The organism is Parafrankia discariae, from assembly GCF_000373365.1.
In the GTDB taxonomy this organism is placed as follows: domain Bacteria; phylum Actinomycetota; class Actinomycetes; order Frankiales; family Frankiaceae; genus Parafrankia; species Parafrankia discariae.
Map to the genome: position 1 here is coordinate 135834 of NZ_KB891104.1, position 13933 is coordinate 149766.

The following is a 13933-nucleotide window of genomic DNA, read 5'->3' on the forward strand; positions in this document are numbered from 1 at the left end:
CGTGCCGACTGAGGCACGCTGCGCGTCCGCCGTAAGCACCGCTGGCGCCGACGCCGGATCAGAACGTTTGGCCGGGCTCACATGAGGCCCACATCAACGGCATCAAGACTGCGGACGACGCCGGACCAGCCCGCCATCCGGCCGCTCCGCCCCCAGCCACTCCGCAACCCGGCCACTCCGCCATCGCGCAGCTCGTTTCTCCGCCCTCCCGCCGTCCTGTGCCGCTTCGCCCCCGCCGTTCTCAGGAGGATGCCCGCCGTGCCGACTTCGGCCGAACCTCGTCCCGGCACAGCGCCCCACCCGCCGCCTCCGGCGCTCCCCCCGGCAGATCCGCCGACGCGGCGGCGCGACCGAACGCCGCGACGGGCCGCCGTGGCCGCCGGCGCCCTGATCGCCGTCGGAACGGTCGTCGCCGTGCTGGTCACCACACTGATCGCCGCGCGGGGCGGTTCCGCCCAGGCACCGTCCGCCGCCTCGGTCCCGAGCACCGGCACGAGTGGCGCGAGCGGCACGCCGGGCGGTTCCGGTAGCGCTCCCCCGGACGGCTCATCGCCCGGCTCGCCGGCGGACGAACGCGGCGTGGTCGCCGTCCGGGGATCGAACCTCGCCGACCCCTACGTGCTCGCCGCCGGCACCACCGGCTACGCCTACGGGACCAACGCGGACGGCGCCAACATCCCCGTGCTCGTCAGCACCGACCCGGAGCTGCGAACCTGGACGCGGGCCGGCGACGCGCTGCCGCGGCTGCCCGGCTGGGCACAGGACACCGGCTTCACCACCTGGGCGCCCGCGGTCACCAGGGTCGACGACGGGTATGTGCTCTACTACGCCACCCGGGTCGCCGCCACCGGGCACCAGTGTGTCTCGACGGCCCACGCGGCCAGCCCGACCGGCCCGTTCGCCGATACCTCGGCCGCGCCGCTGATCTGCCAGGAGTCCGAGGGCGGCAGCATCGACCCGAGCCCGTACACCGTGGGCGCCGACCGCTACCTCACCTGGAAGAGCGAGGGCGTCCTGCCCGGCACCACCCCGGCGATCTGGGCGCAGCGCCTCTCCCCCGACGGGCGCGCCCTGCTCGGTGAGCCGGCCCGGCTGCTCATGCCGACCCTCGAATGGGAGCACGGCGTCGTCGAGGGCCCGGCGATGCTGGCGAGCGGTGGCCGCTACGACCTGCTCTACTCCGCCGGGGACTGGCACAGCGCCGGCTACGCGACGGGCACGGCGACGTGCGCCGGGCCGCTCGGCCCCTGCACGCCGCGGCCGGAGCCCCTGCTGCGCACCGGCACCGCCGGCGTCGGCCCCGGCGGCGCCGAACCGTTCCAGGCGTCGGACGGAACCTGGTGGCTGGCGTTCCACACCTGGAACCGCCGGGAGCCGGCGGCCTCACCGCACGCCGACCGCCAGCTCGTTCTGGCACCCGCCGCCCCGTCGTGGAGTCCGACGTCTCCCGACCCCCTCACGCGGCCCGACCCGCCTGGTCGGGCCGGGCTCGAGCTGGGCCGCGTCGTCAGTAGCCGACCGTGAAACGCCGCTGGACGTGCCGAGGGAGCTCCACCTCGTCGACAACGGCCATCGCGAGGTCCTCGGCGGAGATGTCGCTGATGCCGTCCGCGGTGACCAGCAGCTGGTTGCCGCCGACCCGGAACCGGCCGGTACGCGCGCCTGGGGTGATCAGCCCCGCCGACGGGCTCAGGTAGGTCCAGCTCCGGTCGGACAGGCGGCACAGGTGCAGTACCTCCCGGTGCGCCAGCACGACGTTCACGTACTCCGTCGGGACGCCGAGCGTCTCGGGCAGCCGCTCCGCGAAGCCCGCGACGTCGACCACCTGGAGCCCGGGACGGACCTCCAGGCTCCCGGCACCGCCGATCACGATCAGCCTCGTCGCCGGGTGCGACTCCAGCGCCGTGAGCAGAACCCGGGTGGCCGCCGGCAATACGTCGGCGTTCGCGATGGCCCCGGGGATGTCGTCGCCGGCGTTGATCGCGTTGACGATCACGTCCAGCCCGCTGACTGCTCGCGCGACGTCCGCTACGTCCAGCATCTGGGTGACGGACCACCGGACCGGGCCGGGATCAGCCGGGACCCGGGACGCCGACCGGGTGAAAGCGGTCACGCGATGCCCCCGGCGGGACCCCTCCGCCACCACTCGCCGGCCGATGACACCTGTGGCGCCGAACACTCCGATGTCCACGTCTGCTCCCTGGTCCGCACGGATGCACTCACCAACACGGCGTTTAAATTTTAAACGCCGTGTAGTCCGGAGGGAGCATACTCCGGGCGCGCCGTAGAGTGCCGGGATGAGCACGACGTCCGGGCCGACCACGAGCAGGCGGGAACGCCTGCGCACGCAGGCGACGCAGGAGATCAAGACGATCGCGTTGAGGCTTATGAGCGAAGGCGGCCCCGGCGCCATCTCACTGCGCGCGATCGCCCGCGAGATGGGCATGACCGCCGGCGCGCTCTACAGCTACTTCCCGACGCGGGACGACCTGCTCAGCGCGCTGATCGAGGACGTCTACACGTCACTGGTCGAAACGGTCGAGGCCGCCCGGGACGCGCGCCCCACCGCGGATCGGGCCGGGCGGCTGCTCGCCTGGGCCGAGGCGTTCCGGGACTGGTCACTCGCCAACCCCGAGGGGTTCCGCCTCATCTACGGAGATCCGGTCCCCGGCTACCAGCCGCCGCCGGGCGGCGCGGCCCCGCAGGCCGAGCACCGTGCCTGCACGGGCCTCGTCGGATTCGTCGCGGATGCCTGGCGGCACGCGGACGCGCCGCCGCCGACCGGCGACGACGACGACTGGTCGGACTTCCCGCCGGCCCTCGCGGCCGGCGTCCGCGAGGCGTTCCCCGACCTGCCGCCCGGCGCCGTCGCGCTTGCGCTGCGCCTCTGGGGACGGATGCACGGGCTCGTCGCTCTCGAGGTGCACGGCCATCTCCTGGCCCAGACCCGCCACCCGGACAAGCTCTACCGCGCCGAGATGCTGGACGTCGTCCGGTCACTGGGCCTGGCCTGACCGCGCCGGGCCCGGCAGGGCCTCGCCCACCGGGCCACGTCTGACCGGGCTGTCAGGCGGTGACCAGGTCCACGGTGAGCTCAGTACCGGTGGCGGCGCGGACGTCGTCGACGGTCACGCCGGGCGCGGTCTCGCGCAGCGCCAGGCCGCCGCCGGGGACGACGTCGATGACCGCGAGATCGGTGATGATCCGCTGCGCGCAGGCCCGGCCGGTCAGCGGGAGCGTGCACTCGTCGAGGATCTTGTGGCTGCCGTCGCGGGCGACGTGCTCCATCATCACGATCACGTGCCGGGCGCCGTGCACGAGGTCCATCGCGCCGCCCATGCCCTTGACCATCTTGCCGGGGATCATCCAGTTCGCCAGGTCGCCGACCCGGGAGACCTGCATCGCCCCGAGGACCGCGACGTCGACGTGGCCGCCGCGGATCATCCCGAAGGAGGCTGCCGAGTCGAAGAACGCCGCACCGGGCAGGACGGTGACGGTCTCCTTGCCGGCGTTGATCAGGTCCGGGTCGACGGCGGCGTCGGCCGGGTACGGGCCGACACCGAGGATGCCGTTCTCGCTGTGCAGCACCACGGTCACGCCGTCGGGCAGGTAGTTCGGAACCAGGGTCGGCAGGCCGATGCCGAGGTTCACGTACTGTCCGCTCTCGAGCTCACGGGCGACCCGGGCCGCGAGCTCGGTTCGAGTCAGGGCCATCTCAGCTCACCGTCCGCTTCTCGATCCGCTTCTCCGTGTCCGGCGCGTGCACGACCCGCTGGACGAAGATCCCCGGGGTGTGCACCTGGGCCGGATCGAGCTCCCCGGGCTCGACCAGTTCCTCGACCTCGGCGATGGTGACCCGGCCGGCCGTCGCGCACAGCGGGTTGAAGTTGGCGGCGCTGGCCCGGTAGACCAGGTTGCCGTGCCGATCGCCCTTCCAGGCGTGGACCAGGGCGAAGTCGCAGACGATGCCGCGTTCGAGGACGTAGGTCCGGCCGTCGAAGGTCCGGGTCTCCTTCGGCGGTGAGGCGAGCGCGATGCCGCCGGAGCCGTCGTACAGCCACGGCAGGCCACCCTCGGCCACCTGGGTCCCGACACCCGCGGGGGTGTAGAAGGCCGGGATGCCGGCGCCGCCGGCCCGCAGCCGCTCGGCCAGGGTGCCCTGTGGGACGAGCTCGACCTCGAGCTCACCGGAGAGGAACTGGCGCTCGAACTCCTTGTTCTCCCCGACGTAGGAGCCGGTGGTGCGCCGGATCCGGCCGGCCCGCAGCAGCAGGCCGAGCCCCCAGTCGTCCACGCCGCAGTTGTTGCTGACCGTCTCGAGGTCCTTGGGGCCGGCGGCGAGCAACGCGCGGATGAGGCCACTCGGGATGCCACAGAGCCCGAATCCACCCACCGCCAGCGAGGCCCCGTCGGGGATGTCCGCCACGGCGAGCTCCGCGCTCGGAACCACCTTGTCCAACCTGTCCACCCCTCACTCCCGCACCGGCGACGGTCTCACCCGTCCCGCAGGTAACCACAGGTCATTGTGTTCACTCGGTGACCACGTTCGATCAGTGCCAGCGCTTGACCGGTGACGGTGCCCGACCAGCGCGACCACCCCGCCGCGACCGCCCGCGAGCCGGGCGGCCACCGGCCGCGCCGGTGGGGCTGACGACGGAACCCGCGGTGTCGGATGCGCCACGACACCCGCGAGCCCGGTCAGGGAGACGGCGTGCACGCCACCCGGCACACGACGGTTCACGTGCCCGCAACTGATCACAACGGCCGACGGTTCACGTTAGCAGAGACTCACTGGGCCGAGGCCGAGCTCACCCGAACGGGTCCGGAAGATCTTCCCGGCCACGAGGTGGGCCGGGTGGCGGCGCGCACTGGACTGCGTCCAGGCAGCGAAGGTACGTTAATCCCTGGTCTCGCGCCGCGTGTGGCCGCGCGCGAACTCCCGGGACCACCCCAGTTTCAGGCGACCCAGTTTCAGGCGATGCGGTTCGCGGTGATCCGTTCCTGGTGACCGCCAGCGAGGCGATCCGGTGGCGCGACGCGTCCGAGATGACCTGAAGGCGACCGGAGCCCGTGGGATCGATGGCATTCCCACGGTCGGCGGCGCCTGGCGGGGCACCCTGATGCCCGCCGGCCGGTCCGGGCGGGCCGGTGGCCGGCGCACGGAGCGGTCGCCGGCTGGCGCACGGAACCGACATCCGACCAGCACGCGATATCCGACCAGCATGCGAGACCCGGCGGGCCCGTCACGGGCGGGACCCGTCACTCAGACGACGACGTCGGCGGGACACCCCGCCTCGGCCGGAGAGGGCGACCGGATGCGACGCACGGTCTACGGTCCCGAGCACGAAGCTTTTCGGGCAGCCGTCCGCACCTTCTTCGAAAAGGAGATCGGGGCGCACTACCGCGAGTGGGAGGAGGCGGGGCTGCCGCCGCGCGACTTCTACAACAAGGCGGGGGACGTCGGAATCCTCGGTCTGGGCATCCCGGAGGAGTACGGCGGCGGCGGGGCGGACTTCCTGTTCAACGCCGTCGTCACCGAGGAGGCCGCCCGGGCCGGCTACGCGCTGGGCCCGCTGCGCATCCACGCGGACATCTCCGTCCCCTACTTCGTGGACCACGGCAACGAGGAGCAGAAGGCGCGCTGGCTGCCGGGCCTGGCCAGCGGCGAGCTGGTCGCCGCGCTGGCGCTGACCGAGCCGGGCGCGGGATCGGACCTGGCCGGCTTCACCACCACCGCGCGCCTCGACGGCGACCACTACGTCGTCAACGGGTCCAAGACCTTCATCACCGGTGGCCTGAACGCCGATGTCTTCCTGACCGCGGTGAAGACGGACCCGACCCAGCGCCACGCGGGGCTGTCGCTGCTGGTGATCCCCGGCGATCTCCCCGGCGTCAGCCGGGGGGCGCCGCTGCACAAGATCGGGCTGCACATCCAGGAGGCGGTCGAGATCTTCTTCGACGACGTCCGTGTGCCGGTGGCGAACTTGCTGGGTGAGGAGGGCCAGGGTTTCACCTACCTGACCTCGCACCTCGTGCAGGAGCGACTCTCGATCGCGATCAACGCCCAGGGCGCGGCCGCGTCGATCGTCGAGCAGACCGTCGCCTACGTCAACGGCCGCAAGGTGTTCGGCAAGACCCTCAACACCTTCCAGAACACCAAGTTCGTGCTGGCCGGGTGCGCGACCGAGGTCGAGGCGGGCCAGGCGCTGCTGGACCAGGTGCTCCTCGCGCACGTGACGGGCGAGGCGACACCGGCCGACGCCGCGATGGTCAAGCTCTACTGCACGGAGATGCAGGGCCGGGTGATCGACGCCTGTCTGCAGCTCTTCGGCGGCTACGGCTACATCAACGAGTACCCGGTGGCCCGGGCCTGGGCCGACGCCCGGGTCGGGCGGATCTACGGCGGTTCCAGCGAGATCATGAAGACGATCATCGCGAAGTCGCTCGGGCTGTGACGGTGCGCCCGTCGCGCCCGGCGCACCTGTCGCACCCGGCGGGCCTGTCGCGCCCGGCGCCCACCCGCGGCGTCCTGGAGGTGACCTGAGGTGTCCGTCCGTCACGACCACTGGATCGACGGGAAGGCCGCGGCCCCGGCCGGCGGGGGCTACCTGCCCACCCTCGACCCGTCGACCCGTGAACCCGGCGACGAGATCGCCGCCGGCTCCCCCGCGGACGTCGACCGGGCCGTCACCGCCGCCGCGGCGGCCCAGCCGCGGTGGGCGCGACGGTCCGGGGCGGAGCGCTGTGAGGTGCTCCACCGCGTCGCCGACGCCATCGACGCGCACGCGGCCGAGCTGACGGAGCTGGAGCGGGCGGCCACCGGCAAGATCGTCGCCCAGCTCCGGCTCGAGGTCGACATGTCGGCCGCCTATTTCCGCTATTACGCCGGTGTTCTGCGCGCTCATCACGGGCGCACGATCGACCTGGGCGGGGGCAGCCACACCTACACCCGGCTCGAGCCGTACGGGGTGGTCGCCGCGATCACCCCGTGGAACCTGCCGCTGAACCAGGCGTGCCGGGCGCTGGCCCCGGCGCTGGCCGCGGGCAACGCGGTGGTGGTCAAGCCGTCCGAGCTGACGTCGGTCTCCACCGTCCGCCTCGCCCGGCTGGCGAACGAGGCCGGGCTCCCGGACGGCCTGTTCAACGTGGTGACCGGCACCGGGCCCGAGGTCGGGACCCCGCTGGCCGCCGACCCGCGGGTCGGACGCGTCACCTTCACCGGCTCGGTCGCGACCGGGCGGCACCTGGCCCGGATCGCGGCCGACCGGCTCGTGCCGACGACCCTCGAGCTCGGCGGCAAGTCGCCCCTGGTGGTCTTCGCGGACGCCGACCTGGACCGGGCGGTCGCCGCGGCGGTCTCGTCCGTCGCGACCAACTCCGGGCAGGTGTGCTCGGCGACGACCCGGCTGCTCGTCGAGGCGTCGGCGCACGACGAGCTGGTCGCCCGGGTGGTCACCGCGGTGGAGCGACTCACCCCGGGGGTGGACTTCGGTCCGATCATCACCGAGGCGCAGTACCGGAAGGTCCTGGACTTCTTCGCGCAGACGCTGGCGTCCGGGCTGCGCCCGGCCACCGGGGGCGCCGCCTACACCGACGGCCCGGGCGCCCGGGGCCTGTTCATCCGGCCCACCGTGTACGCCGGGGTGGCCCCGCACCTGCCGGTGGCCCGCGAGGAGATCTTCGGCCCGGTGCTGGTGACCCTGCCGTTCGAGGATGAGGACGAGGCCCTGACGCTTGCGAACGACAGCGAGTACGGCCTCGTCGGCAGTGTCTGGAGCGGGGACGTCGCGCGCGGCCTGCGGCTGGCGGAACGGATCGAGGCCGGCCAGGTGGCGGTGAACGGCGGCCCCCTCACGATCGAGACGCCGTTCGGGGGCTACAAGGCCAGCGGCTACGGCCGGGAGAAGGGCATCGAGGCCCTGCACGAGTACGCCCGGGTCAAGACCGTCAGCCTGTCGCTCTCCTGAGGCGTCGTTCTCCCGAGGCAGCGCTCTCCTGGGGCGTCGCTCCACCGAAGGATCGGAAGGACCCATGGAACAGACCGAGCAGCTACGGGCCGCCTACGCCATGCGCCGGGCCATGCTGGGCGACGCCTACGTCGACCGCGCGACCGGCGACACCGACGAGACCAGCCAGCAGTTCCAGGACCACATCACGTCGATGGCGTGGGGCGTCTGGACCAGGGAGGGCGTGCTGTCCACCCGGGACCGCAGCCTGCTGGTCATGGCGATGACCGCGGCGCTGGGCCGGATGGAGGAGTTCCGGCTGCACGCGAGCTCGTCGTCGCGCACCGGGGTCAGCGACGCGGAGATCGACGAGCTGCTGTTCCAGGTGGCGGCGTACTGCGGCGCGCCGGCCGCGATCTCCGCCCGGCGGGCGATCAAGGCCGTCCGCGCGGAACGCGACGAGGCATGACCGCACCCAGCGTCGGCTTCGTCGGCCTCGGGAACATGGGCGGGGCACTCGCGGCCAACGTCGCGCAGTACGGCCTCGACCTCGTCGTCCACGACGCGGCGGGCCCCGAGCGCGCCCCGGAGGGAACCACCCATCTCGACGACCTGGCCGCCGTCGCCCGCCACGCCGAGGTGGTCGTGCTCAGCCTGCCCGACGGCGTGATCTCGGAGAAGGTGGCGCGCGGGCTCGCCGAGGCGGCCGACCGCCGGGTCACCCACGTCGTCGACACCTCGACGATCGGGGTGGGCGCAGCCCGGCGCATCACCGACCTGCTGGCCGCCAGCGGCATCGGCTATGTGGACGCGCCGGTCTCCGGCGGGGTCACGGGCGCCCGCGCCCGCACCCTGACGGTGATGTTCGCCGGCACGGACGACGCCTGCGCCCGGGTGGAGCCCGTGCTGGCCGCGCTGAGCGACCGTCGCCGCCGGGTCGGTGACCGGCCCGGCCTGGCCCAGGCCCTCAAACTGGCCAACAACTTCCTGGCCGCCGTCGCGCTCGCCGCGACCAGCGAGGCGGTCGCGTTCGGCACCTCGGCCGGCCTCGACATGGGGACGATGCTCGACGTGCTGAACACGGCGAGCGGGCAGAACAACGCCACCGCCGAGAAGTTCCCCCGGCAGGTGCTCACCGGGCGCTACGCGGCCGGCTTCGCGAACTCGCTGATGGCGAAGGACCTGCGCCTCTACCTCCAGGAGGTGCGTGAGCTGGCCGGCCCGACGTCGCTGGGCACGGTCACCTCGTCGGTGTGGGAGGAGTTCGCCGCGGCCGAGCCGGGCGTCGACTTCACCCGGATCTACCCGTACGTCCGGGGTTCCTGAACCCTCGCGCCCCCATACCTCCAGCACCCCGCCCCATACCTCCAGCACCCCCGCGCCCGTGTCGCGGCCGCAGCCCGCGGCCGCGACACGGGCGCGTTGCCGTGCGGGCCGAAACCCACCGTCGCGGGCGACACCGTTCGCGGCACGCTATTCGGGGCAAGATGTGGCATCCTCCTCTCGGAGTGAGGAAGGCGGCTTCTCAGCCCCAGAGAACTGCCCGGCCGGCGGGAGGTACGCCGCTGCGTTCCGTCTCGGGTACCCGCCGTCACGACTGCGCTCAGTGACGTTGACGCAGAGGCTTCTCCATGGAAATCTAATTATCGACATGGAGAACGTAGTTCTCACAGGGCCGAGGAGAGACCGGACGATCATGCGCGACACCACCCCGTCGACACCCCGACCCGGCCGGCCAGCCGGGCCGAGGGGCGGGACGGTGCCGGGCGCGTCCGGTCCGGCCACCCGCGGACCTGCTGGAACACCTCGACGGACGCCGGGTGACGGACCCGGCCGAGCGACGGTCCGGCTGGGCCACAACCCGTTCGGCACTGTCGGCGACTGTTGCGCGCCTGCCATCGCGCGCAACATCATCGCCAGCACCACCATTGGCATGGCGCGCGAAAACGAGAGGTAGACCTGTGCCCCACTTCAGCAAGCCCCCGGCGGGGAGCTGGACCGAGAGCTATCCCGAGCTCGGCACCGCGCCCGTCGACTACAACGACTCGATCGACCCCGCCTTCTACGAGAAGGAGCGCGAGGCGATCTTCAAGCGCTCCTGGCTGAACGTGGGCCGGGTCGAGCGCCTGCCCCGCACCGGCAGCTACTTCACCAAGGAGCTGCCCGCCGCCGGGACGTCCCTGATCATCGTCAAGGGCCCGGACGGCAAGGTGCGCGCGTTCCACAACGTGTGCCGGCACCGCGGCAACAAGCTGGTGTGGAACGACTTCCCGAGCGAGGAGACCGCCGGCAGCTGCCGGCAGTTCATCTGCAAGTACCACGCCTGGCGTTACGACCTCACCGGCGAGCTGACCTTCGTCCAGCAGGAGGGCGAGTTCTTCGACCTGGACAAGAAGCAGTTCGGCCTCAAGGAGGTCGCCTGTGACGTCTGGGAAGGCTTCATCTTCGTCAACCTGAACCCGCAGGAGACCCTCACCGAGTACCTCGGTGACATGGTCAAGGGCCTCGAGGGCTACCCGTACTCGGAGCTGACCGAGGTCTACTCCTACCGGGCCGAGATCGGCGCCAACTGGAAGCTGTTCATCGACGCGTTCGCGGAGTTCTACCACGCGCCGATCCTGCACCAGAAGCAGGCCGTCAAGGGCGAGGCCGAGAAGCTCATCGGCTACGGGTTCGAGGCGCTGCACTACCAGCTGTTCGCGCCGCACTCGATGGTGTCCTCCTGGGGCGGCATGGCCCCGCCGAAGGACCCGTCGATGGTCAAGCCGATCGAGCGCGTGCTGCGCAGCGGCCTGTTCGGCCCCTGGGACACGCCCGAGATCGACGGCCTTGAGGTCGAGAAGCTCCCGACCGGGATCAACCCGGTGAAGCACAAGTCCTGGGGCACCGACTCGTTCGAGATCTTCCCCAACTTCACCCTGCTGTTCTGGAAGCCGGGCTGGTACCTGACCTACCACTACTGGCCGACCGCGGTGAACAAGCACACCTTCGAGGCGAGCCTCTACTTCGCCCCGCCGAAGAACGCCCGCGAGCGCCTCGCCCAGGAACTGGCGGCGGTGACGTTCAAGGAGTACGCGCTCCAGGACGCCAACACCCTCGAGGCCACCCAGACGATGATCGGTACCCGTACCGTCACCGAGTTCCCCCTGTGCGACCAGGAAATCCTGCTCCGGCACCTGCACAAGGTCGTCGGCGACCGAGTCAAGGAGTTCAGCGATGCCGCTGCCGTCTGAGTTCGCCGCCCTCGAGCCGTACCTGGCCTGGGACCTGGCCACCGAGCCCGAGCGCTACGCCCGCCGCCTCGCGTCCACGATGGACGAGATGCAGGCGTTCTACGACGTCGCCTTCCCGCTCCTCGAGAACGCGATCGCCTACTGCGACAAGTTCCCGATCGACGACCTGCCCGAGGACGCCCGCACCCTGATGCACCTGATGCAGTCCCTGGTCATGGTGTCCTTCCCGGTCGAGGTCTGGAAGCAGCCCCGCGTCCCCGACAGCGGCGCGGCCTACCTGGACGTGATCGTCGAGCCCGTCGTCTGACACGCTGACGATCGAGGATGCCGGGCTTGTCGACCTCGGCGAGGTCGACAAGCCCGGCATCCTCGGGATCGACTGAGAACGCGCCGTCGGTGTCGACGGCTCTCCGCGCACACCCACGGCGCGCGGTCCGGAACGTGAGATTCGCGCTGAAGGGCGGCAAGACCCTTGTCCACTGACGACGTCGTCGCGATCCAGCAGCTGCTGGCGAAATACGCCGTTACCATCACCCAGGGTGACGTCGAGGGGCTGCTCTCGGTGTTCACCCCGGACGGCACCTACAGCGCCTTCGGTGACGTGTTCACCCTCGACCTGTTCCCGAAGATGGTCGCGGCCGCACCGAAGGGCCTGTTCCTGACCGGGACGGCGCTCGTCGAGATCGACGGCGACGAGGCGACCGGAACCCAGCCGCTGTGCTTCATCGAGCACTCGAAGCACGACATGCGGATCGGGTACTACTCGGACACCTACCGCCGCACTCCGGACGGCTGGCGGCTGCGCACCCGCAAGATGACCTTCATCCGCCGCAGCGGGGCGCACGACTCGGGCCGGCCGCACGCCTACGAACCGGCCCCGTGAACATCGCGGACTTCCGGTCGGACGTACAGGCCTGGCTGGCCGAGAACGACCTGACCCCGGGCCCCGACCACTCCCTCGACGGGCAGGTGGCCCAGCTCGCGCGGGTGCGCCGCGCCCTGTACGACGNGGGCTGGATGCGTCACGGCTGGCCCGTCGAGGTCGGTGGCCTCGGCGGCCCGGCGGTGCTGCGGGCCGTCCTCGGCGAGGAGGTCGCCTCCCGGGACCTCGCCGAGCCCGGCATCTACTCGATGATCGAGGTTCTGGCGCCGACCATGATCTCGTACGCGCCGCCGGCGCTGGCGGCCGAGATGGTGCCGCTGCTGCTGTCCGGCGCCGAGNNNTGGTGCCAGGGGTTCTCCGAGCCGGGGTCGGGCAGTGACCTGGCGTCGCTGTCGACCCGGGCGGAGCCCCGTGGGGACGACTGGGTGGTCAACGGGCAGAAGGTCTGGACGAGCCTGGCCCAGTACTCCCAGCGCTGCGTGCTGCTCACCCGCACCGCCCCGGGGCACGGCGGGATCACGGCGTTCTTCGTCGACATGGACACCCCCGGCATCACCGTCCGTCCGCTGNNNANNATGCACGGNNTCGANGAGTTCGCCGAGGTGTTCTTCGACGACGTCGTCGTCCCCGGCGACCGCATGCTCGGCAAGCCCGGCGACGGCTGGCAGATGGCGATGGACCTGCTCCCCCACGAGCGTTCCACCTGCTTCTGGCACCGGGTCGCGCACCTGTTCACCCGGCTGGACCGGCTGGTGACCGAGACGACCGTGCCGGGTGATCAGGCCGACGCGGATCTGGGAGCGGCCTACCTGGCGCTGCACACCATCCGCTGCCGCTCCCACGCCACCCAGCGCCGCCTCGGTGAAGGCNNNCNNNTNGGNCCGGAGACGTCGGTCGACAAGGTGCTGCTCGCCACCGCCGAGCAACGCCTCTACGACACCGCCCGCGACCTGCTCCCCGGCACCCTCGAACTCACCGACACCCGCTGGCGCTCCGAATACCTCTACTCCCGCGCCGCCACCATCTACGGCGGAACCGCCGAGATCCAGCGGAACATCATCGCCCGCCGACTCCTCGACCTCGGCAAGGAATAACCATGGACGCCGCCGAACGCGAACTCCTCACCGAAACCTTCCGCAAAGCCATGACCGGCACCACCGGCACCGCCCTCGACACCACCCTCACCGACCTCGGCTGGCCCGAACTCCTCACCGAGGAACCCGACACCGCCATCCCCGTCGTCTTCACCCTCCTCGGCGAAACCGGCACCCACGCCCCCATCCTCAACGACGTCCTCCTCCACGCCACCGGACAACCCCTCGGCGGCACCCTCCCCCTGCCCTACACCGGCGGCACCTGGCTCACCTGGGAACGCACCCACCCCGACACGACCCAGCCCACCAGCGTGATCGACCCCGCCCTCCCACTGCACGCCACCACCAGCCCCGGCGACCCCACCCTCCCCCTCGCCGCCGGACAACGCGCCCTGGGCTGGTGGCTCCTGGGCACCGGACGCACCATGCTCACCCTCACCCGCGAACACGCCCTCGCCCGCACCCAGTTCGGCCGGCCCATCGCCTCCTTCCAGGCCGTCCGCCACCGCCTCGCCGAAACCCTCGTCGCCCTCGACGGCGCCGAAGCCACCCTCCACACCGCCACCACCACCGCCACCAGCACGACAGCCACCACCAGCGACATCACCCTCACCGCCCTACTCGCCAAAGCCGCCGCCGGCAAAGCCGCCCTCGACACCGCCCGCCACTGCCAACAAGTCCTCGCCGGCATCGGCTTCACCGCCGAACACGACTTCCACCACCACCTCCGCCGCGTCCTCACCCTCGACGGCCTCCTCGGCAGCACCCGCGACCTCA

The 13933-nt window shown here is 71.7% G+C and carries 14 protein-coding genes; 11 read left to right on the plus strand and 3 right to left on the minus strand.

Features of this window, described 5'->3' with window-relative positions; translation table 11 throughout:
- The first annotated feature begins 372 nt into the window (after positions 1-372).
- The gene (locus tag B056_RS0104580; protein WP_018500728.1) at positions 373-1524 is read left to right on the plus strand and encodes a family 43 glycosylhydrolase; all 1152 of its coding nucleotides are present in this window, start codon (positions 373-375) and stop codon (positions 1522-1524) included.
- Here B056_RS0104580 and B056_RS0104585 read toward each other — a convergent pair.
- Positions 1508-2191: an NAD(P)-dependent oxidoreductase gene (locus B056_RS0104585; protein ID WP_018500729.1), complete on the minus strand. Its 684-nt coding sequence runs from the start codon at positions 2189-2191 to the stop codon at positions 1508-1510. The genes B056_RS0104580 and B056_RS0104585 overlap by 17 nt on opposite strands.
- A gap of 106 nt (positions 2192-2297) precedes the next feature.
- Between B056_RS0104585 and B056_RS0104590 the strand changes: the two genes are divergently transcribed.
- Positions 2298-3014, plus strand: a complete 717-nt coding sequence (locus tag B056_RS0104590) for a TetR/AcrR family transcriptional regulator (RefSeq protein WP_026239324.1) — start codon at positions 2298-2300, stop codon at positions 3012-3014.
- 52 nt (positions 3015-3066) lie between these two features.
- On the opposite strand, the gene B056_RS0104595 is transcribed toward B056_RS0104590, so the two are convergent.
- Entirely contained in the window at positions 3067-3714 is a 648-nt protein-coding gene (locus B056_RS0104595) for a CoA transferase subunit B (protein ID WP_018500731.1), read from the minus strand.
- A gap of 1 nt (position 3715) precedes the next feature.
- Positions 3716-4459: a CoA transferase subunit A gene (locus tag B056_RS0104600; RefSeq protein WP_018500732.1), complete on the minus strand. Its 744-nt coding sequence runs from the start codon at positions 4457-4459 to the stop codon at positions 3716-3718.
- A gap of 856 nt (positions 4460-5315) precedes the next feature.
- Between B056_RS0104600 and B056_RS0104605 the strand changes: the two genes are divergently transcribed.
- From B056_RS0104605 to B056_RS0104650, 9 genes are all read left to right on the plus strand, one after another.
- Entirely contained in the window at positions 5316-6455 is a 1140-nt protein-coding gene (locus tag B056_RS0104605) for an acyl-CoA dehydrogenase family protein (protein ID WP_026239325.1), read from the plus strand.
- A 90-nt stretch (positions 6456-6545) separates the two neighbouring features.
- Positions 6546-7967 carry an aldehyde dehydrogenase family protein gene (locus B056_RS0104615; RefSeq protein WP_018500735.1) on the plus strand — a complete coding sequence of 474 codons (1422 nt, stop codon included), beginning with the start codon at positions 6546-6548 and terminating at the stop codon, positions 7965-7967.
- A gap of 64 nt (positions 7968-8031) precedes the next feature.
- Positions 8032-8415, plus strand: coding sequence for a carboxymuconolactone decarboxylase family protein (locus B056_RS0104620; protein ID WP_018500736.1), 384 nt, complete (start codon positions 8032-8034; stop codon positions 8413-8415).
- Entirely contained in the window at positions 8412-9272 is an 861-nt protein-coding gene (locus B056_RS0104625) for an NAD(P)-dependent oxidoreductase (protein ID WP_018500737.1), read from the plus strand. Before B056_RS0104620 ends, B056_RS0104625 begins: the two co-directional genes overlap by 4 nt.
- Before the next feature lie 635 nt (positions 9273-9907).
- Positions 9908-11179 (plus strand): aromatic ring-hydroxylating oxygenase subunit alpha, encoded by a 1272-nt coding sequence (locus tag B056_RS0104630; RefSeq protein ID WP_018500738.1) that lies wholly within the window; start codon positions 9908-9910, stop codon positions 11177-11179.
- The gene (locus tag B056_RS0104635) at positions 11163-11486 is read left to right on the plus strand and encodes a hypothetical protein (RefSeq protein ID WP_018500739.1); all 324 of its coding nucleotides are present in this window, start codon (positions 11163-11165) and stop codon (positions 11484-11486) included. The genes B056_RS0104630 and B056_RS0104635 overlap by 17 nt, the downstream gene beginning before the upstream one ends.
- A 165-nt stretch (positions 11487-11651) precedes the next feature.
- Positions 11652-12062, plus strand: coding sequence for a nuclear transport factor 2 family protein (locus B056_RS0104640; RefSeq protein WP_018500740.1), 411 nt, complete (start codon positions 11652-11654; stop codon positions 12060-12062).
- Positions 12059-13156 carry an acyl-CoA dehydrogenase family protein gene (locus B056_RS0104645; RefSeq protein WP_018500741.1) on the plus strand — a complete coding sequence of 366 codons (1098 nt, stop codon included), beginning with the start codon at positions 12059-12061 and terminating at the stop codon, positions 13154-13156. The genes B056_RS0104640 and B056_RS0104645 overlap by 4 nt, the downstream gene beginning before the upstream one ends.
- A gap of 2 nt (positions 13157-13158) precedes the next feature.
- Positions 13159-13933, plus strand: a 775-nt coding sequence (locus tag B056_RS0104650; RefSeq protein ID WP_018500742.1) for an acyl-CoA dehydrogenase family protein, incomplete at its 3' end; no start/stop codon positions are given.

Bases quoted from the DNA above. Each gene is read 5' to 3' on its own strand.
- B056_RS0104590 (WP_026239324.1), top strand. From the start codon at position 2,298: ATGAGCACGACGTCCGGGCCGACCACGAGCAGGCGGGAACGCCTGCGC.
- B056_RS0104595 (WP_018500731.1), bottom strand. From the start codon at position 3,714: ATGGCCCTGACTCGAACCGAGCTCGCGGCCCGGGTCGCCCGTGAGCTC.
- B056_RS0104605 (WP_026239325.1), top strand. From the start codon at position 5,316: ATGCGACGCACGGTCTACGGTCCCGAGCACGAAGCTTTTCGGGCAGCC.
- B056_RS0104620 (WP_018500736.1), top strand. From the start codon at position 8,032: ATGGAACAGACCGAGCAGCTACGGGCCGCCTACGCCATGCGCCGGGCC.
- B056_RS0104625 (WP_018500737.1), top strand. From the start codon at position 8,412: ATGACCGCACCCAGCGTCGGCTTCGTCGGCCTCGGGAACATGGGCGGG.
- B056_RS0104635 (WP_018500739.1), top strand. From the start codon at position 11,163: ATGCCGCTGCCGTCTGAGTTCGCCGCCCTCGAGCCGTACCTGGCCTGG.